This is a genomic window from Sphingomonas sanguinis, from assembly GCF_019297835.1.
GTDB classification, from domain to species: Bacteria; Pseudomonadota; Alphaproteobacteria; order Sphingomonadales; family Sphingomonadaceae; genus Sphingomonas; species Sphingomonas sanguinis_D.
Genome location: NZ_CP079203.1, coordinates 261,721 through 284,051, shown reverse-complemented (window position 1 = coordinate 284,051; position 22,331 = coordinate 261,721). Strand labels below are relative to the sequence as shown.

The 22,331-nt window shown below is 66.7% G+C and carries 22 protein-coding genes; 11 read left to right on the top strand and 11 right to left on the bottom strand.

Features of this window, described 5'->3' with window-relative positions; translation table 11 throughout:
- The first annotated feature begins 40 nt into the window (after nt 1–40).
- The 5 genes from KV697_RS01205 (at nt 41) to KV697_RS01185 (ending at nt 6,466) form a co-directional block, all read left to right on the top strand.
- A complete protein-coding gene (locus KV697_RS01205) occupies nt 41–781 on the top strand; it encodes a YaaA family protein (protein ID WP_219019767.1) in 741 nt (246 codons plus the stop codon).
- A complete protein-coding gene (locus tag KV697_RS01200; RefSeq protein WP_056432922.1) occupies nt 778–1,476 on the top strand; it encodes an SDR family NAD(P)-dependent oxidoreductase in 699 nt (232 codons plus the stop codon). Before KV697_RS01205 ends, KV697_RS01200 begins: the two co-directional genes overlap by 4 nt.
- A gap of 518 nt (nt 1,477–1,994) precedes the next feature.
- On the top strand, nt 1,995–4,745 hold the full coding sequence (gyrA, locus tag KV697_RS01195) for a DNA gyrase subunit A (RefSeq protein WP_219019766.1): 2,751 nt from the start codon (nt 1,995–1,997) through the stop codon (nt 4,743–4,745).
- A 41-nt stretch (nt 4,746–4,786) separates the two neighbouring features.
- Nucleotides 4,787–5,092, top strand: a complete 306-nt coding sequence (locus tag KV697_RS01190; protein ID WP_219021160.1) for a DUF952 domain-containing protein — start codon at nt 4,787–4,789, stop codon at nt 5,090–5,092.
- Between the two features lie 93 nt (nt 5,093–5,185).
- Nucleotides 5,186–6,466, top strand: coding sequence for a methyl-accepting chemotaxis protein (locus tag KV697_RS01185; RefSeq protein WP_219019765.1), 1,281 nt, complete (start codon nt 5,186–5,188; stop codon nt 6,464–6,466).
- Nucleotides 6,467–6,470: 4 nt separating this feature from the next.
- Here KV697_RS01185 and KV697_RS01180 read toward each other — a convergent pair whose 3' ends face one another.
- On the bottom strand, nt 6,471–6,905 hold the full coding sequence (locus KV697_RS01180; protein WP_219019764.1) for a DUF488 domain-containing protein: 435 nt from the start codon (nt 6,903–6,905) through the stop codon (nt 6,471–6,473).
- Nucleotides 6,906–6,979: 74 nt separating this feature from the next.
- Here KV697_RS01180 and trmFO point away from each other — a divergent pair, with 74 nt between their 5' ends.
- Nucleotides 6,980–8,374 (top strand): methylenetetrahydrofolate--tRNA-(uracil(54)-C(5))-methyltransferase (FADH(2)-oxidizing) TrmFO, encoded by a 1,395-nt coding sequence (gene trmFO, locus KV697_RS01175; RefSeq protein ID WP_219019763.1) that lies wholly within the window; start codon nt 6,980–6,982, stop codon nt 8,372–8,374.
- Here trmFO and KV697_RS01170 read toward each other — a convergent pair.
- From KV697_RS01170 to pdhA, 4 genes are all read right to left on the bottom strand, one after another.
- Nucleotides 8,283–8,774, bottom strand: coding sequence for an EF-hand domain-containing protein (locus tag KV697_RS01170; protein WP_219019762.1), 492 nt, complete (start codon nt 8,772–8,774; stop codon nt 8,283–8,285). The two genes, trmFO and KV697_RS01170, sit on opposite strands and share 92 nt — an antisense overlap.
- A 240-nt stretch (nt 8,775–9,014) precedes the next feature.
- Nucleotides 9,015–9,707, bottom strand: a complete 693-nt coding sequence (locus KV697_RS01165) for a squalene/phytoene synthase family protein (RefSeq protein WP_219019761.1) — start codon at nt 9,705–9,707, stop codon at nt 9,015–9,017.
- Between the two features lie 88 nt (nt 9,708–9,795).
- A complete protein-coding gene (locus tag KV697_RS01160) occupies nt 9,796–11,226 on the bottom strand; it encodes a pyruvate dehydrogenase complex E1 component subunit beta (RefSeq protein WP_219019760.1) in 1,431 nt (476 codons plus the stop codon).
- Nucleotide 11,227: 1 nt separating this feature from the next.
- Nucleotides 11,228–12,271, bottom strand: a complete 1,044-nt coding sequence (gene pdhA / locus KV697_RS01155) for a pyruvate dehydrogenase (acetyl-transferring) E1 component subunit alpha (protein WP_056432896.1) — start codon at nt 12,269–12,271, stop codon at nt 11,228–11,230.
- 204 nt (nt 12,272–12,475) lie between these two features.
- Between pdhA and KV697_RS01150 the strand changes: the two genes are divergently transcribed.
- The 3 genes from KV697_RS01150 to KV697_RS01140 are packed head-to-tail and all read left to right on the top strand — an operon-like array spanning nt 12,476 to nt 16,025.
- Nucleotides 12,476–13,828 (top strand): MFS transporter, encoded by a 1,353-nt coding sequence (locus KV697_RS01150; protein WP_219019759.1) that lies wholly within the window; start codon nt 12,476–12,478, stop codon nt 13,826–13,828.
- On the top strand, nt 13,825–14,745 hold the full coding sequence (gene cysK / locus KV697_RS01145; protein ID WP_219019758.1) for a cysteine synthase A: 921 nt from the start codon (nt 13,825–13,827) through the stop codon (nt 14,743–14,745). Before KV697_RS01150 ends, cysK begins: the two co-directional genes overlap by 4 nt.
- Entirely contained in the window at nt 14,742–16,025 is a 1,284-nt protein-coding gene (locus KV697_RS01140; RefSeq protein ID WP_219019757.1) for a cell wall hydrolase, read from the top strand. The genes cysK and KV697_RS01140 overlap by 4 nt, the downstream gene beginning before the upstream one ends.
- 132 nt (nt 16,026–16,157) lie before the next feature.
- Here the strand turns inward: KV697_RS01140 and KV697_RS01135 are convergent, their stop codons facing one another.
- Genes KV697_RS01135 through KV697_RS01120 form a run of 4 tightly spaced genes read right to left on the bottom strand, consistent with a single transcriptional unit; the run spans nt 16,158 to nt 17,748 of the window.
- Entirely contained in the window at nt 16,158–16,568 is a 411-nt protein-coding gene (locus KV697_RS01135) for a MerR family transcriptional regulator (RefSeq protein WP_219019756.1), read from the bottom strand.
- A 33-nt stretch (nt 16,569–16,601) separates the two neighbouring features.
- Complete coding sequence (locus KV697_RS01130) at nt 16,602–17,102, bottom strand: hypothetical protein (RefSeq protein WP_257575507.1); 501 nt, start codon at nt 17,100–17,102, stop codon at nt 16,602–16,604.
- A complete protein-coding gene (gene hisI, locus KV697_RS01125; protein ID WP_219019755.1) occupies nt 17,099–17,461 on the bottom strand; it encodes a phosphoribosyl-AMP cyclohydrolase in 363 nt (120 codons plus the stop codon). Before hisI ends, KV697_RS01130 begins: the two co-directional genes overlap by 4 nt.
- Nucleotides 17,462–17,496: 35 nt before the next feature.
- Nucleotides 17,497–17,748 (bottom strand): DUF7218 family protein, encoded by a 252-nt coding sequence (locus KV697_RS01120; RefSeq protein ID WP_219019754.1) that lies wholly within the window; start codon nt 17,746–17,748, stop codon nt 17,497–17,499.
- Nucleotides 17,749–17,892: 144 nt separating this feature from the next.
- On the opposite strand from KV697_RS01120, the gene purF reads away from it, so the two are divergent.
- Entirely contained in the window at nt 17,893–19,344 is a 1,452-nt protein-coding gene (gene purF, locus KV697_RS01115; protein ID WP_172839649.1) for an amidophosphoribosyltransferase, read from the top strand.
- Nucleotides 19,344–20,054, top strand: a complete 711-nt coding sequence (locus KV697_RS01110; RefSeq protein WP_219019753.1) for an SDR family NAD(P)-dependent oxidoreductase — start codon at nt 19,344–19,346, stop codon at nt 20,052–20,054. Before purF ends, KV697_RS01110 begins: the two co-directional genes overlap by 1 nt.
- Before the next feature lie 121 nt (nt 20,055–20,175).
- Here KV697_RS01110 and KV697_RS01105 read toward each other — a convergent pair whose 3' ends face one another.
- Together KV697_RS01105 and KV697_RS01100 are read right to left on the bottom strand one after the other, a co-directional pair.
- Entirely contained in the window at nt 20,176–21,147 is a 972-nt protein-coding gene (locus KV697_RS01105) for an AAA family ATPase (RefSeq protein WP_219019752.1), read from the bottom strand.
- Between the two features lie 10 nt (nt 21,148–21,157).
- Nucleotides 21,158–22,330: a D-alanyl-D-alanine carboxypeptidase family protein gene (locus KV697_RS01100; RefSeq protein WP_219019751.1), complete on the bottom strand. Its 1,173-nt coding sequence runs from the start codon at nt 22,328–22,330 to the stop codon at nt 21,158–21,160.
- Nucleotide 22,331 lies beyond the last annotated feature (1 nt).

Here is a 22,331-nt window from a genome sequence, read left to right as displayed (position 1 = left end):
CGGATTGAACGCGAACGCTCCCGGCGCTAGCCCGCGCGGCATGATCGCCGTCATCTCCCCCGCCAAGACGCTCGACTATCAGAGCCCCCTGCCCGACCTCGCGCCGACCGCGCCCCATTTCGCCGACGAGGCGCAGACCCTGGCCAAGGCAGCCTCCGGACTGGGCGAGGAGAAGCTCGCCTCGCTGATGCGGATTTCGCCTGCCCTGGCGCATCTGAACGCCGAACGCTTCCGCGATTTCGCCACCGCGCCGGAGCGGCCCGCGATGTTCGCCTTTGCGGGCGACGTTTATACCGGGCTGGAGGCCAAGTCGCTCGACGTGCCCGCTGTCCTGTTCGCGCAGGACCATCTGAGGATGCTGTCGGGCCTGTACGGCCTGCTCCGCCCGCTGGATGCGATGCGCCCCTATCGGTTGGAAATGGGCACGCGCTGGGCGCCGGGCGGCGGCAAGCTGACCGACTGGTGGGGCGACCGCATCGCCGAGCGGCTGACGCAAGAGGTCGAGGCGGAGGGCTCCGGCACCATCCTGAACCTCGCCAGCCAGGAATATTGGCATGCGGTCGAGGGCAAGCTGCCCGCCGCGATCCGGGTCATCGCGGTCGATTTCCGCGAGGGCGACCGTTTCGTCAGCTTCCACGCAAAAAAGGCGCGCGGCGCCATGGCCCGCTGGATGATCGAACATCACGTGACCGATACCGATGCGATGCGCGGGTTCGATAGCGACGGTTATGCGTTCGATGCCGAGGCGAGCACGCCGACCCTTTGGAGATTCGTGCGATGAGCGAGTGGAAGCAGGCGGTCGTCATCGGTGCCTCGGGCGGGATCGGCCAGGCGATGGCCGATGCGTTGGAGGAAGAGGGTGTCCGCGTCACCCGCCTCGCCCGCTCGATGCCGGGTGACGGCCATATCGATATCGAGGACGAGGCGAGCATCGCCGCCGCCGCCGAACGCATCGCCAAGGGCCCCGCCCCTGATCTGGTGATCGTCGCCACCGGCCTGCTGCATGACGGAGAACGGGGACCGGAAAAGGCGCTCGACCAGCTTTCGCCCGAATGGCTGGCGCGCAATTTCGCGGTCAACGCGATCGGCCCGGCGCTGGTCGCCAAGCATCTGCTGCCGTTGATGCCGCGCACGGGCAAGACGCTATTCGCGGTTCTCTCCGCGCGGGTCGGGTCGATCTCCGACAATCGCATGGGCGGCTGGTACGGCTATCGCGCGTCCAAGGCCGCGCTCAACCAGTTCGTTCGGACGCTGGCGATCGAGCACAAGCGTCGCAACGACCGCTCGATCGTCGTCGCGCTGCACCCCGGCACGGTCGACACCGCGCTGTCCAGGCCGTTCCAGGGCAATGTCCGCCCCGGCGGCCTGTTCGCCCCCGACCGCGCGGCGGTGCAGCTGCTCGACGTGATCGACGGATTGAAGGCACCCGACAGCGGCAAGCTGTTCGATTGGGAGGGGAAAGAGGTCCAGCCCTAGGCTGAGGGCCGACCCAACCCCATCATCCGTTCGCGCTGAGCGAAGTCGAAGCGCACGCCCGGACCTCGCGGCGTGAGCGCCGTCGCCCCTTGGCCTTCGGCTTCGGCGCGATGCGCCGAAGTTTATCCTGAGCGGCTGGCTTGCCAGTCAGCCGAAGGGCTCAGGCTGAACGGAAGTCGGGACAAGTGCGCTCGGTCCGAAAGCAGCAAACCCTCTTTATCATTCAGATTACAACATCGTAACATCCGAGACATTCAGCCGAAACGCCTGAAATCCCATAAGAACCGGGCTGGCCGCCGTTTACTCCCGTCGGCGGCCAGCGCCTCCAAAGTCCCGCGAACTTGCTGCCGAGGGGGGAGCACATTCCGTCGGGCCTGCCCCCGCCGGCCCGTTTCGCGCAGCCACCGTCCCTCCCGAACGGCCGCTCGCGAATGGGTCGTGCGGGGGTGGTCAGGCGCTTTCCGCTGGGCTAGGAACGACAATTCCCATCTGACCATCAAGCCGGAAAGCAACAGACTTTGGCCGACGAGACGACCCTCGCGGAACCTTCCGATATTTCGACGATCTCCATCGTCGACGAGATGAAGTCGAGCTATCTCGACTATGCGATGAGCGTGATCGTGGCGCGTGCGCTGCCCGATGTCCGTGACGGCCTGAAGCCCGTCCATCGCCGTATCCTCTATTCCGCCGCCGAAAGCGGCTTCGTCGCGGGCAAGCCCTATCGCAAGTCGGCGCGCATCGTCGGTGATGTGATGGGTAAATACCATCCGCACGGCGACAGCGCGATCTACGACGCGCTGGCCCGCATGGCGCAGGACTGGTCGATGCGCGTGCCGCTGATCGACGGTCAGGGCAATTTCGGCTCGATGGACCCCGATCCGCCCGCCGCGATGCGTTACACCGAAGCGCGTCTGGCGAAGGTCGCCAATTCGCTGCTCGACGATCTTGACAAGGACACGGTCGACTTCCAGCCCAACTACGACGGCTCGGAGCGCGAACCCTCGGTCCTGCCCGCCCAGTACCCCAACCTGCTGGTCAACGGCGCCGGCGGTATCGCGGTCGGCATGGCGACCAACATCCCGCCGCATAACCTGGGCGAGGTGGTCAATGCCTGCCTGGCCTATATGGAAAACGGCGCGATCACGGTCGAGGAACTGAACGAGATCGTCCCCGCCCCCGACTTCCCGACCGGCGCGCTGATCCTCGGCCGCTCGGGCGCGCGGTCGGCCTATCAGACCGGGCGCGGTTCGATCATCGTGCGTTCGCGCCACGAGATCGAGGAGATGCGCGGCGACCGCCGGGCCATCGTCCTCACCGAAATTCCGTATCAGCAGGGCAAGAACGCGCTTGTCGAAAAGATCGCCGAGGCCGCCAAGGAAAAGCGGATCGAGGGGATCAGCGACATTCGCGACGAATCGAACCGCGAAGGCGTTCGCATCGTCATCGACCTGAAGCGCGATGCGACCCCCGAGGTCGTGCTCAACCAGCTGTGGCGGCACACGCCCGCCCAGACCAGCTTCCCGGCCAACATGCTCGCCATTCGCGGCGGGCGGCCCGAGCTGCTGAACCTGCGCGACATCATCCAGGCGTTCGTCCAGTTCCGCGAGCAGGTGATCACCCGCCGCTCGAAGTTCGAACTGGCCAAGGCGCGCGAGCGGGCGCACATCTTGCTGGGCCTCGTCATCGCGGTGACGAACCTGGACGAGGTGGTACGGATCATCCGTGGCTCGGCTTCACCCGTCGCCGCGCGCGAGGCTTTGCTCGCCCGCGAATGGCCGATCGCCGAGATCGCCCAGTATATCCGCCTGGTCGAAGCGGTCGAGCATGAGGGCTTCGGCGACACCTATCGCCTGTCGGAGACTCAGGTTCGCGCGATCCTCGACCTGCGCCTGCATCGCCTGACGGCGCTGGGCCGCGACGAGATCGGCGACGAGCTGAAGGGTCTGGCGGACTCGATCACCGAGCTGCTGGAAATCCTCGCCAACCGCGTGAAGCTCTACGAGGTCATGCGCGGCGAGCTGGTGGCGATCCGCGACCAGTTCGCGACCCCGCGCCGCTCGGAAATCGCCGCCGCCGCCGATGGCATCGACGACGAGGACCTGATCGAGCGCGAGGACATGGTCGTCACCGTGACCATGCAGGGCTATATCAAGCGCACCCCGCTCGATGCCTTCCGCGCGCAGAACCGGGGCGGCAAGGGCCGCTCGGGCATGGCGACCAAGGACGAGGACGTCGTCACCGAGCTGTTCGTGACCAGCACGCACACGCCGGTCCTGTTCTTCTCGAACCATGGCAAGGTCTATCGCTACAAGGTCTGGCGCCTGCCCGAGGGCGGCCCGGCCACGCGCGGACGGCCGATGGTCAACCTGTTGCCGCTGGCACCGGGCGAGGTCATCTCGACCGTGCTGCCGCTGCCCGAAGACGAGGCGGAGTGGGGCAAGCTCCACGTCATGTTCGCCACCGCCAAGGGTGCCGTGCGCCGCAACTCGATGGACGCGTTCACCAACGTGCCCTCGAACGGCAAGATCGCGATGCGCTTCGAAGAGGGCAGCGAGGACCGACTGATCGGCGTCGCGCTGCTCGGTGCCGAGGACGACGTGCTGCTCGCCACCCGTTGCGGTCGCGCCATCCGCTTCGCCGCCGACGATGTCCGCGAGTTTCAGAGCCGCACCTCGACCGGCGTTCGCGGCATCGCGCTGAAGGGCGAGGACGAGGTCATCTCGCTCTCGGTCCTGCACCGTGTCGGCACCACCCAGGAAGAGCGCGAGGCTTATCTGCGCTTCGCCCCCTGGAAGGGTGAGAAGGAGGGTGAGCCCGAACTGTCGGTCGAACGTTTCGAGGAGCTGCGCAATTGCGAGCAGTTCATCCTGACCGTCTGCGCCAATGGCTATGGCAAGCTATCCTCGGCCTATGAATATCGCCGCACGGGTCGCGGTGGTCAGGGCATCACCAATATCGACAATATCGCCCGCAACGGCGATGTCGTCGCCAGCTTCCCGGCGGCCAAGGGGCATCAGTTGATGCTCGTCACCGACCAGGCCAAGCTGATCCGCATGTCGCTGGCGTCGCTCCGTGTCATCGGGCGCGGCTCGGCGGGTCTGCGGCTCTTCAACGTCGCACCGGGCGAGCATGTCGTCTCGGCTGCGCGCATCGAGGAGACCGAGGAGGATGCCGAGATGAACCTGGCCGACGGCACCCCCGAGGTCGCGCCCGAGCCGGATGCGGTCGTCGGCGAGAACCTGGCCGCCGGACCGGAGGATGGCGAGTGAGCCATCCCGTGACCGCCTATAAGGTGCTGACCGCCGATCAGATGGCGGCGCTGGAGCAGGAGGGCGTCTTCGCAGGCGCCCCGGTGGATCTGGCCGATGGCTATATCCACCTCTCCACCGCCACCCAGCTGACCGAGACGGTCGACAAGCACTTCGCCGGACAGACCGACCTGCACATCGTGGCCGTCGATCTGGAGGCAATGGGCGAGGCGGTGAAGTGGGAGGAGAGCCGGGGCGGCCAGCTCTTCCCGCATCTCTATGCCGACCTGCCGCTGTCGGCGGTGATCGCCTATGGCCCGATGAAGCGGGACGATGACGGCACGGTTCGTCTGCCGGTGGCGGGCTAATCCCCCCATCGGCTTCGGCTGATTCCGTTTCGTCATCGAAACGTCACAAATCCATCACATCGCGTTTACGGTCATGTCGTACGAGACGCTGTGATGAAGCCGCCCGCCTTCTCCTGCTGGTCCGTAAATGCGGAAAGCCCGGTGATCGGGGCGGATGCGTCGCTGATTGACGCCATCGCGCTGTTCCGGCAGTCCCCGGACATGCGGGTTTTGCCGGTCCTGGATGCCGAACGAAGGCCGGTCGGGGCGATCGTCGAGCGCGATGTGAAGGGCTTGCTCTACAACCCGTTCGGCCATGCGCTGCTCCACAATCCCGATTTCGGCGCAAGCCTGACCGCCTATGTCCGCCCGCATCCCAGTTGCGAAGAGGACGCGCCGCTGGCCGAAAAGCTGGCGCTTCATGCCGATTGGGGCGCCCCCGATGCGCTGATCCTGACCCGGAAGGGCGTGTTCACCGGCCTGCTCGACGCCGCCCGGATCGCCCGACTGGCGGCCGACGCGCAGATGGCCCTGGCGCAGGAGCGCATGGTGCGGGCGCGGCGCATCGACGAGGCGGCGCGATCCTTCACCGCCGACATCGCCGCCCTGTCGGCGGATCTGCTCCGTGCCACCGCCGATATGGGCGGCATGGCCAGCACCCTCGCCCGCTATGCCGGAGAGACGCAGGGCAGCGCCGATCGCATGACCGAGGCGATGGCCGATACCGGCCAGGCGCTGAGCGATATCGCCGCGCGCGGCCATGGTCTGGCCAGTGCCTTTGCCGCCATCACCCGCGACATGGACCAGTCCCGCACCGTGCGGGAGGTTGTCCGCCACCGCATCGCCGCCACCGACCAGCGGGCGGGGGCACTGGCGGCGAGCGCGACGACGATCGACACTTTGCTGTCGTTGATCGAAACCGTCGCGGCGCGGACCAATCTGCTCGCATTGAACGCCGCGATCGAGGCGGCGCGAGCGGGCGATGCCGGGCGGGGCTTCGCCGTCGTCGCGCATGAAGTGAAGGCGCTTGCCGGGCAGACCCGCGAAGCCGCACGCGACGCCGCGCGCAATATCGGCGAGGTCACCGCCAATCTCCACGCGCTGGTCGCCGAACAGGCGCAGCTCAACCGCGCGGTCGACACGATCGGTACCATCTCGCAATCGATCGACGAGGCGGTGGCGGCACAGGGCCTCGCCACGACCGGCATCGCCGCCAGCGTCGACCAGTCGGTCGCCTCCGCGCACCGCGTGGGCCAGCAGGTCCATCGCTTGCAGCAGGACGCCAACAGGATCGATCAGGACGCCGGATCGCTGCTGACTCTGGCCCAGGCGCTGGAAAGAAATATCGAAATGCTGCGCGACCGCGCCGACGCCTTCGTCGCGTCCGTTCTCTGACGGATCAGACGTAGAGATCGACGACGGTCATCTCCTGCCCCACCGCCTCCAGCAGCAGCGTCCGGTGGCAGTGGCAGGGATCGCGCTCGAAGCATAGCAGCGCACTCGGTTTCTCGCCCGCCAGATCGAGCATCCGCGCGGCCGCCGCCTGCGCCTCGGGCAGGGCCAACTGGTCGTCATAGACCTCGCGCAGCGTGCCGACATCGCCCTTCTTGGCCGCATCGCGCCCGCGCTTGGGGGTGCCCAAATCCTTCAGATGGACATAGTCGATGCCGACCTCCTTCAACGCGGCGGCCAGCGGTGACTTGGAAAAGCCCGGACGCCGGGACAGCGGCAGCGCGCGAACGTCGATCAGCCGCTGGACCCCGGCCGATTTCAACGTTGCAAGGAAGCCATCGACGGTCGCGCCCTCGTAACCGATGGTGAAGATGGTGGTCATATCACCGACTTGGGGAGCCTGCTCCCTCACGCCAAGTCCTTCCAACCGGGGACGTCCGGGTTTAAGGCGGCGCGATGACTTATGACATTCATGTGATCGGCGGCGGGCTCGCGGGCTCGGAAGCCACCTGGCAGCTCGCCGAGGCTGGCCTGAAGGTGCGCCTGTCCGAAATGCGCGGCGGGGCGGACACCACGCCCGCCCATCATGGCGGCGACCTGGCGGAGCTGGTCTGCTCCAACTCCTTCCGTTCGGACGACGCGACCTCCAACGCGGTCGGACTGCTGCATCAGGAGATGCGCGCCCTCGGCTCGATCATCATGGCCAAGGGCGACACCCATGCGGTGCCCGCCGGGTCCGCGCTCGCGGTCGACCGCGACGGTTTTTCGGGCGGCGTGACCGCGGCGCTCGAGGCCCATCCCAACATCACTATCGTCCGCGAACGGATCGATGCTTTGCCGGATGGCCCTGCGATCATCGCGACCGGCCCGCTGACCGCGCCGTCGCTGGCGGGCGGCATCGGCGAGGCGACCGGCGCGGAGGCGCTGGCCTTCTTCGACGCGATCGCGCCCATCGTCCACCGCGAGTCGATCGACATGGACGTCGCCTGGTTCCAGAGCCGTTGGAACAAGGGCACGGGCAAGGATTACATCAACTGCCCGATGGACAAGGAGCAATATTACGCCTTCCATCAGGCATTGCTCGACGGTGAGAAGACCGAGTTTCGCGAGTGGGAAAAGGACACGCCCTATTTCGACGGTTGCATGCCGGTCGAGGTGATGGCCGAACGCGGGGTGGAGACGCTGCGCTTCGGGCCGATGAAGGGCGTCGGGCTGGATGATCCGCGCACCGGGCGCTGGCCCTATGCGGTGGTCCAGCTGCGCCAGGACAATGCGGCGGGCACGCTGTGGAACATCGTCGGTTTTCAGACCAAGCTGAAATATGCCGAGCAGATCCGCATCTTCCGTACGATTCCGGGCTTGGAAAAGGCCGAGTTCGCGCGGCTGGGCGGCCTGCACCGCAACACCTTCATCCGCTCGCCCGAGTTACTCGATGCGACGCTGCGGTTGAAGTCACGGCCGAACCTGCGCTTCGCGGGCCAGATCACGGGGTGCGAGGGCTATATCGAGAGCGCGGCGATCGGCCTGCTCGCCGGGCGTTTCGCCGCCGCCGAACTGACCGGCAAGACCATTGCGCCGCCGCCGGTCGAGACGGCTCTGGGTGCGCTGCTCGGCCATATCACCGGGCTGGCGGAGGCCGAGACCTATCAGCCGATGAACGTAAATTTCGGCCTGTTCCCGCCCATTCCTGGCCGGACCAAGAAGGCCGACCGTAAGCGGATGTACACCGACCGCGCGCGCGAGGCGCTGCCCGGTTGGCTCAATTCTCTTCCGCCTGGCCCGCCTCCGGTGCCTCAGCCGGTGCCGTTCGCGCCGGAGGACAGTCCCGCCGAGCAGCCGGTCGACGCTTGACGGCGGTGGTGGCGAACTCTGCCGCGTTCATCGTGCCCGACTTGTCGCGGTCGGCATTGGCGAACTTGGTCGTGGCCTTGATCGCCCATTCGTCGAAGGACAGCTTGCCGTCGCCGTCCCGGTCCAGCTTGGCGTAGGCCTTGCGGCGCGCGGCGAGATATTCCTCGCGCGTGATCGTGCCGTCGCGGTCCTTGTCGTAGCGGTCGAAGCGCTTCTGCTCGCGCGTGCGGGCGGAGGCTTCGGGCAAAGGCGCGTGGTCGGTGGCGGTTTGCGGGGAAGCCGCCGTTGCGGCACTCGCGGCGGGGAGCGGGGAGGGTGTGTCCGGGCGGCTGCCCCATAAGAACAACCCTGCCCCCACCAGCACGAGCGTGCCCAACCCACCGGCCAGATAGCGCCACATCGGTTCCGTCTCCCCCCGTTCGACGGGCTTATGGTTAACCGGGGTTAGGCCTGGGCGACAAGGCGATTCCCTTGGCCTTGGACTTCGCTTGTACCCTGGCGAAGGCCGGGGTCCAGTTGCTCTGTCTTATCGACGGCGTAGGGTGTTTGCTTCTTCACCTACCCATGGCGCGCCACAAGCCACGTGGAAACTGGACCCCGGCCTTCGCCGGGGTACGGTTCCACCGCGAGAATAGGGGCGTCAGCGCCCCGTCAGGCCATGCCACGCCAATCGCGCGGCGCGCATCGGGTGGCCGGGCAGACGATCCGGGTGACGCAGGCTTTCGCGGGCCAGGATGGCCAATCCACTCAAACCCCGAACCGGCTTGGGAGATTTCGACGCCAGTATCGCGTCCAAATCCAACAGAGCCGCAGCCCCGATTCGCGTGCGGGTCGCTTCATCGGAAACATGCTGCGCCAGATCGGCCTTCGCCCATCCCGCTCCCAGCGGCACCATCCCCGATTGCCCCAACAACCGCCCGACACTCGCAAACAACACGCCCCCGCGCGCCTCGGCATGGCGCGCGATGCGCTCGTCATCCAGCGCCTCGCCATCATCGAGCAGCGCCTCCCACCCCTCGATCATCGGCGCGAGGTCCGCCCCCCGCACACCACCGGGCAAAACCGACGCCGCCAGCCGCTGCAATACCGGATGCGCGGGCGCGGGCTCGCGGTCGAGCTTTTCCAGCGCCTCATACCACCAGGTCAGCCGCATCTGGCCGATCATCGGCTCGGTCGTGCTTTGCAGGATCGAGGCAAGCTGGTGGTCGAGATCGAGCAGCGCGGCGAACCCCTCGCGCGCCGACGCAGGCGCATAGCCAACCGCCAGCGCCTGTTCGCGCATTACCGCTTCGATGGCGGGCGGGGGTGTGGCGGAGGCAGAAGCGTCGGTCATCCCCTGCCCTTCGCACAGGTCGCGCGCATGAAAAAGGGCCTCCCGGTTTCCCGGAAGGCCCCTTTCAACCAACAGGTTACATCACGGCTTAGCCGCGATAGGTCACCTTCTTGACCGCCGCGACGACCTTGTTCGCGTCGACCAGCGCCAGCTTTTCGAGGTTGGCGGCATAAGGCAGCGGCACGTCCTCGTTGGTCACGCGCAGCACCGGCGCGTCGAGATCGTCGAAGCCTTCTTCCATCACGACGGCAGTGATTTCCGACGCGATCGAGCAGGTCGGCCAGCCTTCCTCGACCACGACCAGGCGATTGGTCTTGGAGAGCGACTTCAGCACCGTCTTGGTGTCGAGCGGACGCAGCGTGCGCAGGTCAATCACCTCCGCGTCGATGCCCTCGGCGGCCAGCTTCTCGGCGGCTTCGAGCGCGACGCCCACGCCGATCGAGTAGGAGACGAGCGTCACGTCCTTGCCCTCGCGCATGATCCGCGCCTTGCCGATCGGCAGGACAAAATCGTCCATCTTGGGCACGTCGAACGACCGACCGTACATCAGCTCGTTCTCGAGGAACACGACCGGGTCTTCCGAACGGATCGCGGCCTTCAGCAGGCCCTTGGCATCGGCCGCATCATAAGGCGCGATCACGATCAGGCCGGGGACCGAGGCATACCACGGACCATAGTTCTGCGAGTGCTGCGCGCCGACGCGGCTGGCGGCACCGTTGGGACCACGAAACACGATCGGGCAACGCATCTGGCCGCCGGACATGTAGTTGGTCTTGGCGGCCGAGTTGATGATGTGGTCGATCGCCTGCATGGCGAAGTTGAACGTCATGAACTCGATGACCGGACGCAGGCCGCCCATGGCCGCACCCGTGCCGACACCGGCAAAGCCATATTCGGTGATCGGCGTGTCGATCACGCGACGGTCGCCGAACTCGTCCAGCAGCCCTTGCGTGACCTTGTACGCTCCCTGATACTGGGCGACTTCCTCGCCCATCACGAAGACACGGTCGTCGGCGCGCATTTCCTCGGCCATCGCGTCGCGCAGCGCTTCGCGGACGGTCAGCTTCACCATCTCGGTGCCTTCCGGGATTTCCGGCGAGGCGGGCGCTTCCTGCTCGGCGCTAGCGACCAGCTTCTGCGTGCCGCTTTCCTGCTCGGCGGCGGCGGCGCCTTCCGGCATCGGCGGCGCGTTGTGGTCGGTCGCCTCGTTCTTCGGCGCGGCATTGGCCGCATCGCCCGAACGCGAACCCGAAGCGGCGGCGGACGCGACGTCCTCGCCCTCTTCGGCCAGCAGCGCGATGGCGGTGCCGACCTTCACATTGTCGGTGCCCTCGGCGACCAGGATCTTGGCGATCACGCCTTCATCCACGGCCTCGAATTCCATCGTCGCCTTGTCGGTCTCGATCTCGGCCATGATGTCGCCGGACTTGACCGTATCGCCTTCCTTCACGAGCCACTTGGCGAGCGTGCCCTCTTCCATGGTCGGGGAAAGGGCCGGCATCTTGATCTCGATCGCCATCTTAGTAACGCTCCACCAGCACTTCAGTGTAGAGTTCAGCCACATCGGGCTCGGGGGTCTGCTCGGCGAAGTCCGCCGCCTCGTTGACCTGCTTGCGGATGTCCTGCTCCAGGACCTTCAGATCGGCCTCGGTGACGCCCTGTTCTTCGAGAAGACGCTTCACATGATCGATCGGATCGGACTTGTCGCGCACGCCCTGCACTTCCTCGCGGCTGCGATACTTGGCGGGGTCGGACATGGAGTGACCGCGATAGCGATAGGTCTTCATCTCGAGGATGACCGGGCCCTTGCCCGCGCGGACCCAGGCCAGCGCCTCTTCGGCCGCGCCACGGCAGGCCAGCACGTCCATGCCGTCGACCTGGATGCCGGGGATGCGGAAGCTCTCGCCACGGCGATACAGCTGGTCCTCGGACGAGGCGCGGTTGACCGCGGTGCCCATGGCATACTGGTTGTTCTCGATCACGAAGATGATCGGGAGCTTCCACAGCTCGGCCATGTTGAAGCTCTCGTACACCTGGCCCTGATTGGCCGCGCCGTCGCCGAAATAGGCGAGGCAGACGCCGCCGTCATTGCTGTACTTGTGCCCGAACGCCAGGCCGGTGCCCAGCGACACCTGCGCGCCCACGATGCCGTGGCCGCCGTAAAACTTATGCTCGGTCGAGAACATGTGCATCGACCCGCCCTTGCCCTTGGAGATGCCGGCGGCACGCCCCGTAAGCTCGGCCATGATGACCTTGGGATCGATGCCGTAAGCCAGCATATGGCCATGGTCGCGGTAACCAGTGATGACCGAGTCCTTGTCGCCGTCGAGCGCCGACTGGAGACCCACCGCCACGGCTTCCTGGCCGATATACAGGTGGCAGAAACCGCCGATCAGGCCCAGGCCATAAAGCTGACCCGCCTTTTCTTCGAAGCGGCGGATCAGGAGCATCTGCTTATAGAAATCCAGCAGCTGTTCCTTGGTCGCCTGGAACGGCTGCGGTTCGGCGGGACGCTCCCGATTGGGAATGGGGGGCTCGCTGGTACGGCTTGGAGCTTTTGCCACAGTCGGGAACACCTTTGTTTCCGTTAGGGAAGGATGGAGGCCTATTGGCGCGCTTTGTCATGAAACTCAATTCCCCCCTTGCAATTACTGCAATGCAGCAATTTTCCGTCGTAAAATTCCCAGTTCGACAGGGGAAATTTGTCGGGGACAAGCTTTGCCTTGGTTGCCTTGTCGACAAACCAAGGCCTACAACGCCTGCCGACCATGGATAGACCCAAACACCCGTTCCGCATCGCCAATTTCCGCAGCTATTGGCTGTCACGGTTCAGCGGAACCATCGCAGTGTCGGCCATGTCGATCGTCATCGGATGGCAGGTGTACAATCTGGCACGCGAGACGATGGACGTGCGCCAGGCCGCCTTCATGCTGGGCATGATCGGCTTTGCGCAGTTCGTGCCGCTGTTCCTGCTGACACCGATCACCGGACTGGTCGCCGACAGCGTCGACCGGCGCTGGATCGTCCGGGCGACGACGGCGCTGCTGGTCGTGACCGCCGCGACGCTCTGGTTGCTCACCTGGTCGGGACATCTGACGCTGGGCGCGCTGTTCACCGCCGCCGTCGCCTTCGGCATCGCGCGGGCCTTTTCGGGACCGGCCTATTCCTCGCTCGCCCCCAATCTGGTGCCGCGTGAAAGCCTGCCGACCGCCATCGCGGTCAGTTCGATCGCGTGGCAGGTCGGCACCATCGCGGGGCCGAGTGTCGGTGGCCTGCTTTACGCGGTGCATCCCGAATTCGCCTATGGCGTCGCGACCCTGTTGTTCGCCGTCGCCCTGTTCTGCATCTTCCTGATCGGCCCGGTGCCGCAACCCCCGGCGCAGACCGACCGCCGCCCGCTGACCCGAATCGTCGAGGGGTTCAGCTATGTCCGCCGCAACCGGTTGGTGCAGGCGGCAATCACGCTCGATCTATTCGCGGTGCTACTGGCGGGCGCGACCTCGCTGCTGCCGGTCTATGCGCGCGACATCCTGCATGTCGGGTCGCAGGGCCTGGGCGTGCTGGCGGCGGGCATGGGCATCGGGGCGGCGACCACCGCGATCTGGTTCTCGTTCAGGCCGATGAAGACCAATGTCGGCGTGAAGATGCTGGCGGCGGTCGTCGTGTTCGGGCTGTCGATCCTGACCTTCGGCATCGCCAGCCATATCACCGGCGCGCTGGGCCTGGGCACGGGCACGCTCGCGCTGGGCGGCGTCACCCTCTTCGTCCATCCCGCCTTCATCCTCAGCCTGATCGCCCTGATCTGCGCGGGTGGCGCTGACATGGTGTCGGTTTATGTCCGCCAGTCGCTGATCCAACTTCACACCCCCGACGCGATGCGCGGGCGTGTGAGTGCGGTGTCGCAGCTGACCATCTCCGCCTCCAACGAGCTGGGCGAGTTCGAGAGCGGGGTCATGGCCTCGATCCTCGGCCCGGTCGGCGCGGTGGTGTTCGGCGGGCTGGGCGCGATCGGCGTGACCTTGCTCTGGTCGCGGCTGTTCCCGGAACTCCGGCGCGCGCGAACCTTTGATCCTCCCGAGATCCTTGCAACCGAACCTGCCCACGGAGAAGCCAAGCCATGAAGGCCAACACCATCCTGGAAACGATCGGCAACACGCCGCACATCAAGATTCAGCGGCTGTTCCCCGGATCGGAGGTCTGGATCAAGTCGGAGCGATCGAACCCCGGCGGCTCGATCAAGGACCGTATCGCCCTCGCCATGATCGAGGCGGCGGAGGCCAAGGGCGACCTCAAGCCCGGCGGCACCATCGTCGAGCCGACCAGCGGCAATACCGGCGTCGGCCTGGCGATGGTTGCGGCGGTCAAGGGTTACAAGCTGATCCTGGTCATGCCCGAATCCATGTCGATCGAGCGCCGCCGCCTGATGCTGGCCTATGGTGCCACCTTCGACCTGACCCCGCGTGAAAAGGGCATGAAGGGCGCGATCGAGCGCGCGCTGGAGATCGTGCGCGAGACGCCCGGCGCCTGGATGCCGCAGCAGTTCGAGAACCCAGCGAACATCGACGTGCATGTCCGTACGACCGCACAGGAAATCCTGAACGACTTCCGCGATTCGCCGATCGACGTCATCATCACCGGCGTCGGCACCGGCGGCCATATCACCGGCGTCGCCGAGACACTGAAGAAGGAATGGCCGGGCCTGAAGGTCTATGCGGTCGAGCCCGCCGCCTCGCCGGTCATCCAGGGCGGCCAGCCCGGCCCGCACCCTATCCAAGGCATCGGCGCTGGGTTCATTCCCGCCAATCTCCACACCCAGGCGATCGACGGCGTGATCGAGGTTGACGCCAATGTCGCAAAGGACATGGCGCGCCGCTCGGCGACCGAAGAGGGGTTGCTGGTCGGCATTTCCTCGGGCGCGACGTTGGCGGCGATCCTGCAAAAGCTGCCCGACCTGCCTGACGGCACCCGTGTCCTGGGCTTCAACTATGACACCGGCGAGCGTTATCTGTCGGTGCCGGACTTCCTGCCTGAACAGTGAGCGACACGCCCCAGCCGCGCGGCGGCATCCGCGCGGCTCTGTTCGCGATCGCCGGTACGGCCAGCGTCGTACCGGCTTTGCTCGTGGCGAACGCGCCCGACATCCCCCGGATCGCGCATCGGTCGCCCCAGCGGGCAGGCCCTGCCCCTCGCATCGTCGCGCCCACCGAAGTCCCACCGGTCGAGCCGGTGGCGTTCATCGATATGACGCCCGACGAAGCGCGGGCCTATAACGAGAGCATCCCCTTCTCGACCGATCCCAACCCGGCGGCGCGCCCTTTCGTCTATCGCGGATCGGCGGAGGACAAGGCGCGGGCGCTCGACTGTCTGGCGGCGGGCGTGCTGTACGAAGCGGGCGACGACGCCCAGGGCGAACAGGCGGTGGCGCAGGTCGTGCTCAACCGCCTGCGCCATCCCGCCTTTCCCAAGACGGTGTGCGGCGTGGTGTTCGAGGGGCAGGAGCGCAGCACCGGCTGCCAGTTCACCTTCTCCTGCGACGGCGCGCTGACCAAATGGCAACCGCCCGAGGCCGCCTGGACCCGCGCGCGCCAGATCGCGGCCATGGCATTGAACGGCAAGGTCTTCCGCCCCGTCGGCCATTCGACGCACTATCATACCGACTGGGTCGTCCCCTATTGGCAGGCGAGCCTGGACAAGGTCGCGCGGGTCGGCAGCCATCTGTTCTTCCGCTGGTCCGGCTGGTGGGGCACGCCGCCCGCTTTCAACCGGCAATTGCTGGCGGGGGAGCCGGTGATCGCGGCGCTCGCCCCCTTCTCGCCCGCACACCGGGCAGGCACCGATGCCAGCGACGATGCCGGAGCCGCGCTGGCCGAAGGGGCGGCCGCCACGGGCGCGATGGCGCCGCTCGCGAGCGAGCCGGACACCTTCCTCATCACCCTGCCCGCCGGATTGGCACCCGAAGGCTTCCCGGCGCTGGCGACAACGCTGTGCGGGCCGCGCAAGCATTGCACGGTCATGGCCTGGCGCGATGCCAGTGCCACCGCCTTCTCGGTGCCGCTCAATCAGGTTCAGATGGAGACGATGGCGTTCAGCTATTTCCGCGACGCAGACATCGGGCTGGAGCGAACCCTTTGGAATTGCGGCGTCTATCCGACGTTCAAAGGTCCGCGCTGCATGAAGCGCATGTCGATGACCATCGTCCCGTTGGCCGCTCCCACGCCGCAGCCCAGCCCGACGCCGACCCCCACCGGCGAACTGACCGGCGTCCGTCGCGCAAGCACGCCACCGGCCGAACCCAAGCCCAAAATTCCTCCCCTGTAAGGGGAGGTGGCAGGGCGTAGCCCTGACGGAGGGGTGTCACGGCTGGCGAGGGGCGGATCATCACGACGGGTCACACCCCTCCACCATCCTTCGGATGGTCCCCCTCCCCTTACAGGGGAGGAATATCGTCGATTAATCCCGGTGCGATTCGACCAGCGCCACGAACTCGGTCAGCTCGGCGATCGCTGCGTCGATATCCCGCTTCTGCGCCTGGAGCGCCTCGATCTTGGCGGTGCACCGTTCCAGCGTCACTTCGCGCTGGAGGCGCCGCCCGTCGCCCAGATCGTACAGATCGATCATCTCGCGGATATCGGCCAGGCTGAACCCCACCCGCTTGCCCCGCAAAATCCAGGCAAGCCGCGCGCGATCCCGCTGCGAATAGATGCGTTGCGTCCCCCGCCGCTGCGGCGAGATCAGCCCTTCATCCTCATAGAAGCGCAGCGCACGGGCGGTGACGCCGAACTCGGCGCACAGCTCGGTGATCGAATAATCGTCGCGATCGGCGCTGGGCAGCGGTTCGGCGGAGGCGGCGACCTGGGTCATGGCACCTGACGCTAGATACCCTTTACGTGAACGTCAATCAGCGCAGAGCATAGTCCCGTTCGGGCTACGCAACGCCTGCGCCTCGGCGACCGAGGCACTGATCCGCTCGACGTTCAGCGCCGACAGCGTGGCCCGGCCCGTACAAAAGGCGTTGCATGCAGACGGCAGCATCGCCGGGAACTGGATCGAGTCGCCATCGAACCGCGCGGTGAAACGGCACGCCCCCAGCGTCAGCTTCAACGCCGCGCCGGAACGCTCCATGGTGCCGATGGCGGTACAGCCCTGCCCCTCGCCATAGTCCAGCATCACGCCGATCCGGCGCGCCGGACCGCTGCCCGCGGGCAGGATGCACATGCGATCGGTATCACGCGACCAGATGCCGTCGAGCGGCGCGGCGGCCGGATCGGCGACCAGCCCGGCGGCGATGCTCGCGGTCTCCAGTTTCTCCCCCGCCTTGTCGTCTCCGCCGCCGCTCCCCCGGCCGCAGGCCGTCAGCAGCAACAGGGTCGCCAGCGCGATCCCCGGCCGGATCACGCGACCGGGGCCAAGCCGTCGCCCTCGATCCGCCGATAAAAGCAGCTGCGCGCGCCTGTGTGGCAGGCCGGTCCCGCCGGATCGCAAATCAGCCAAATCGCGTCCTGATCGCAGTCGATCCGCATCTCCACCACGCGCAGCACATTGTTCGAGCTTTCGCCCTTCTTCCAGAGCCGCCCCCGGCTGCGCGACCAGAAATGCGCGTCGCCGGTGGACCGCGTGGCTTCGAGCGCCTCAGCATTCATATGCGCGACCATCAGCAGATCGCCGGTCGCCCGATCGGTGACGATCGCGGTCAGCAATCCGTTTGCATCATATTTCGGGTCGAGCGTCAGCCCGGTATCGCGGTAATCGGCCATGAGGCAGGGTTAGAACGGATCGCGGCGCCCCTCAATCACCCGTGATCGCGAATCGCCTTGATGAGCGCGTCCTTGTTCATCTTCGATCGCCCCGCGATCCCGATCCTGCGCGCCTCGTCCATCAGCTCGTCCTTCGACCGATCCTCCAGATGAGTGGATTTGTGATCCAGGCTGCCCTTCGCCTTGGCATTGGCGATGCGCGCGGCTTTTTCCTTGGATTGGCCCTGCTTGCGCAGTTCCTCGTACAGGGCGTCGTCCTTGATCTGGGCGCCGTGATCGCGTGCCATGTGGGATCTCCTGCTTTCGGGTCCGAAACGCAGCCTTCGCGAAAATGATCCCGGCGATGATGACAAACAGGCGACAAACGCGGACGACATTCCTATATGCGCCCCGTCTGCCCCTTAGTTGCGAACGTTGCGAGCGCCTCTCCCATGCTGACCACCAACCCCTTCGACGACGACAAACTCCGCGAGGAATGCGGTATTTTCGGTGTGACAGGCGCCGACGGCGCGGCTGCGCTGACCGCGCTCGGCCTGCACGCGCTCCAGCATCGCGGGCAGGAAGCGGCGGGCATCACCAGCTTCGACGGCACGCTGTTCCATACCCACCGCGCGATGGGGCATGTCGCGGGCAATTTCGACCGTGACGACGTGATCCGTGGCCTGCCGGGCGAAGTCGCCTGCGGCCATGTCCGCTATTCGACCACCGGCGACACCTCGCTGCGCAACGTCCAGCCGCTTTATGCCGACCTGTCGACCGGCGGCTTCGCCATCGCGCATAACGGCAATATTTCCAATGCGATGAAGCTGCGTCGCGAACTCGTGCGTCGCGGCTCGATCTTCCAGTCGACCAGCGACACCGAGACGATCATCCATCTGGTCGCGACCTCCAACTACCGCACCCTGCTCGACCGGTTCATCGACGCTTTGAAGCAGGTCGAGGGCGGCTATGCGCTGATCGTGATGACGCCCGAGGGCATGATCGCCTGCCGCGATCCGCTGGGCATCCGTCCGCTGGTCATGGGTCGCCTGGACGGCGCGGTGATCTTCGCGTCGGAGACGGTGGCGCTCGACGTGTGCGGCGCGACCTTCGAGCGTGCGGTCGAGCCGGGCGAGCTGGTCATCGTGCAGGGCACCGAGATCCGTTCGATCCGTCCCTTCCAGGCGGTCGATCCGCGTCCGTGCATCTTCGAATGGGTCTATTTCAGCCGCCCCGATTCGATCGCGGGCGACCAGTCGGTCTATTCGGTGCGCAAGGAAATCGGCGCGCAGCTGGCGCATGAGTCGCCGGTCGAGGCCGATCTGGTCATCCCGGTCCCCGATTCGGGCGTCCCCGCCGCCATCGGCTATGCGCAGGCCTCGGGCATTCCGTTCGAGCTGGGCATCATCCGCTCGCACTATGTCGGCCGCACCTTCATCCAGCCGGGCGACAAGGTCCGCCATCTGGGCGTCAAGCTGAAGCACAATGCCAATCGCGCGCTGATCCAGGGCAAGCGGATCATCCTGGTCGACGACTCGATCGTGCGCGGTACCACCAGCCTCAAGATCGTGCAGATGATGCGCGAGGCGGGCGCGGCGGAGGTGCATATGCGCATCGCATCGCCGCCCACCCGCCATTCCTGCTTCTACGGCGTCGACACGCCCGAGCGCGCTAAGCTGCTCGCGGCCAAGCTGGACCTGGGCGGCATGACCGACTTCATCCATGCCGACAGCCTGTCCTTCGTGTCGATCGAGGGGCTGTACAAGGCGCTGAACGCGTCGCGCGGCGACAAGCCGAGCTATTGCGACGCCTGCTTCACCGGCGACTATCCGACGACGCTGACCGATCATGACGAGACCGCGTCGGTCGACCAGTTCGCGATGCTGGCCGAGCGGGTCGCCTGATGGCGGGTGCGCTCGACGGCAAGCTGGCGCTGGTCACGGGTGCCAGCCGGGGTATCGGCGCGGCGACCGCCATCGCGCTGGGCGCGGCGGGCGCGCATGTCGTCCTGACCGCGCGCACGCCGAAGGGGCTGGAAGAGGTCGAGGAGACCATCTTCAACGCCGGGGGATCGGCCACCATCGCGCCGCTCGACTTGGCTGAGAACGAGTCGATCGGCCGCCTTGCCAGTGCCATCGGCGAGCGCTGGAAGGCGCTGGACGTGCTGGTGCTCAACGCCGGGATGCTGGGTTCGCTGGCCGCCGTGCCCGCGATCGATGCCAAGGAGTTCGCACGCGTCCTGACTCTGAACGTCAGCGCGCAGGCGGCGATGATCGCGGCCTTCGACCCGATGCTTCGCCGTTCGAGCGGCGCGCGGGTGATCGGCGTCACCTCCTCGGTCGCGCGCAAGCCGCGGGCCTATTGGGGCGCGTACGGCGCCTCCAAGGCGGCGTTCGAGACGCTGCTCGGCGCCTATGGTGACGAGACGTCCGAGATCAGCGCGATCCGTACCGCCATCGTCGATCCCGGCGCGACCCGGACGCAGATGCGGGCCAAGGCCTATCCGGGTGAAGACCCGGCGTCGGTCAAGGCGCCAGAGGTTGTGGCGGAGCGGATTGTCGCGCTGGCGATCGAGGGCTTCGCGCCCGGGCATTTCGAGCGGGTGGGTTTGTAAAAAGCTATTTGGCTGGCGGCTGGGCGTGGGCTTCGACTTCGCTCAGCCTGAACGGAGTTTTGAGGTAGCCTTTTCCAACCTCCGTTCAGCCTGAGCGAAGTCGAAGGCCAAGGGAAACCTCTCACCGCAACGTCGCGATGATCCCCGCCATCTCGAACACCGTCCCCTGCGCATCGAGCGACAGCCCGCGCGCCGCGCCGGCCAGATCCTGCGCCGCCGCATAGGCATCCAGCGCCACCTTCAGTCCCGGCCCCGACCGACCGCGTGCACGGCCCGCGATAAAGGCGGGCACCCGGTCCAAAAACGCCTCGTACCGCGCCTGCGACGCCTTGCCCGCCAGCGACTTGGCGAGCTTCACCCGCTCGGCATTGCCGGGGTCGCCCGTCTCCGCGATCCGCGCAATGGCACTGTCCAGCCCGGCGATGTTGAGCCCGGCAAAGCGCAGCGCCCGGCCCGGTGCACCATCGGCCACCGCGACCAGCGAGGCGATCTCGTCCTCGTCCGCCTCGGGCAGTTGCTGGCGCAACACCCGCGCGACATCGGCGTCGGACAGCCGCTCGAACCGCAGCAATCGGCAACGCGAACGGATCGTTGGCAGCAACCGCCCAGGCGCATGGCTGACCAGCAGGAACACCGTGCCCGCAGGCGGTTCCTCCAGATTTTTCAGCAGCGCATTGGCCCCGCCGCGCTCCAGATCGTCGATCGCGTCGATCAGGACGACCCGCGCCGGGCCCATGGCGGGCGCGGTCGCGAACATCGGCTGGAGCGTGCGGACCTGCGCGATGGTGATCGATCGCGCCAGATCCTGATCCGGCTTCTCGGCATCCTTGGGCAGCCGCGCCATCACCCGGAAATCGGGATGCGACCCCGCCGCCATCAGCTTGGCGGTCGGATGGTCCTCCGGCACTGACAGGCCGGGCGGCAAGGCCCCCGCCCCGCTCGCCCGCGCCAGCAGTCGCGTGGCCGCCGCGCGCGCGAAACCGGCCTTGCCCACGCCCTCCGGCCCGGCAATCAGCCAGGCATGGTGCAGCTTGGCCCCGCCCAGCGCGGCGGCGAAGGCAGCCTGGCCCGCATCATTGCCGACCGGCAGCATCGTCAGGCGATCAACCGAAGAACGACGTCAGCCCGGCCCAGGCGCGACCGAAAAAGCCCGCTTCGGCAACGTCCTTGTCCGCGACCAGCGGCAGGCGCTGCGCGGGCATGTCGGGCGAGGTGACGACCAGATCGGCGATGTGCTGCCCCGCCTTGATCGGGGCCTTTATCGGCCCCTGATAGACGACCTTCGCGCTGATCGCGGGGTCGAGACCTGCGGGCAGGGTCACGGTCAACTGGCGCGGCGCGATCAGGCCGACCTTGCTCGACGATCCCATCTGGACCTCGGCATCGGCAACCTTCTTGCCCTTGGCCACGACCGGCTTGGCCTGCCACGCGCGGAAGCCCCAGTTCATGAACTTCACCGACTCGTCGGCGCGCGCGTTCGAGCTGTTCAGCCCGGCCATCACCATCACCAGACGGCGACCATTCTGCTCGGCCGAGCCGGTGAAGCCGTAACCTGCCTCTTCGGTATGGCCGGTCTTCAGTCCGTCGGCACCCGCTACGCGGCCCAGCAGCGGGTCGCGGTTCGCCTGGGTGATGGCGTTGCCGCCCATCGTCTTGCCCCACGAGAAATCGCGGCGCGAATAGAACTGCTTGTAGAGCTGCGGGAAGTCCTGGATGGTGTGATCGGCCAGATCGGCCAGGTCACGCGCGGTGACATAGGTCACGCCGCCATCGGGCCAGCCGTTCGACGTGCCGAAGTGACTGTTGTTCAGCCCGATCTGCTTGGCGGTGCGGTTCATCCGCTCGGTGAAATTCTGTTCGGTGCCCGCGATATGCTCGGCCAGCACGACGCACGCGTCGTTACCCGACAGCGTGACGATGCCATAAAGGAGGTTGGCGACGCTGACCTGCTCGTTCGGCGACAGGAACATGGTCGAACCCGCCTGCGGCCCGTGCCACTTCTTCCACGTCTCCGGCTGCACCGTGACCATGTCGTTCAGCTTCAGCTGGCCCTTCTTGACCAGGTCGAAGGCGACATAGACCGTCATCATCTTCGCCATCGAGGCGGGCGGCATCCGGCGATCGGCGTCCCGCTGGAACAGGATCGCGCCCGAGGACAGGTCCTTCATGAAGGCGACCGGCGCGGGCGTGTCGAACTGCGGCGCGGCCGCGATCGAGGGGTAGGCCAGCGCGACGAGAGCGAGCGGGGCGGCGAGCGTTGCGTACAGGGTCTTCATG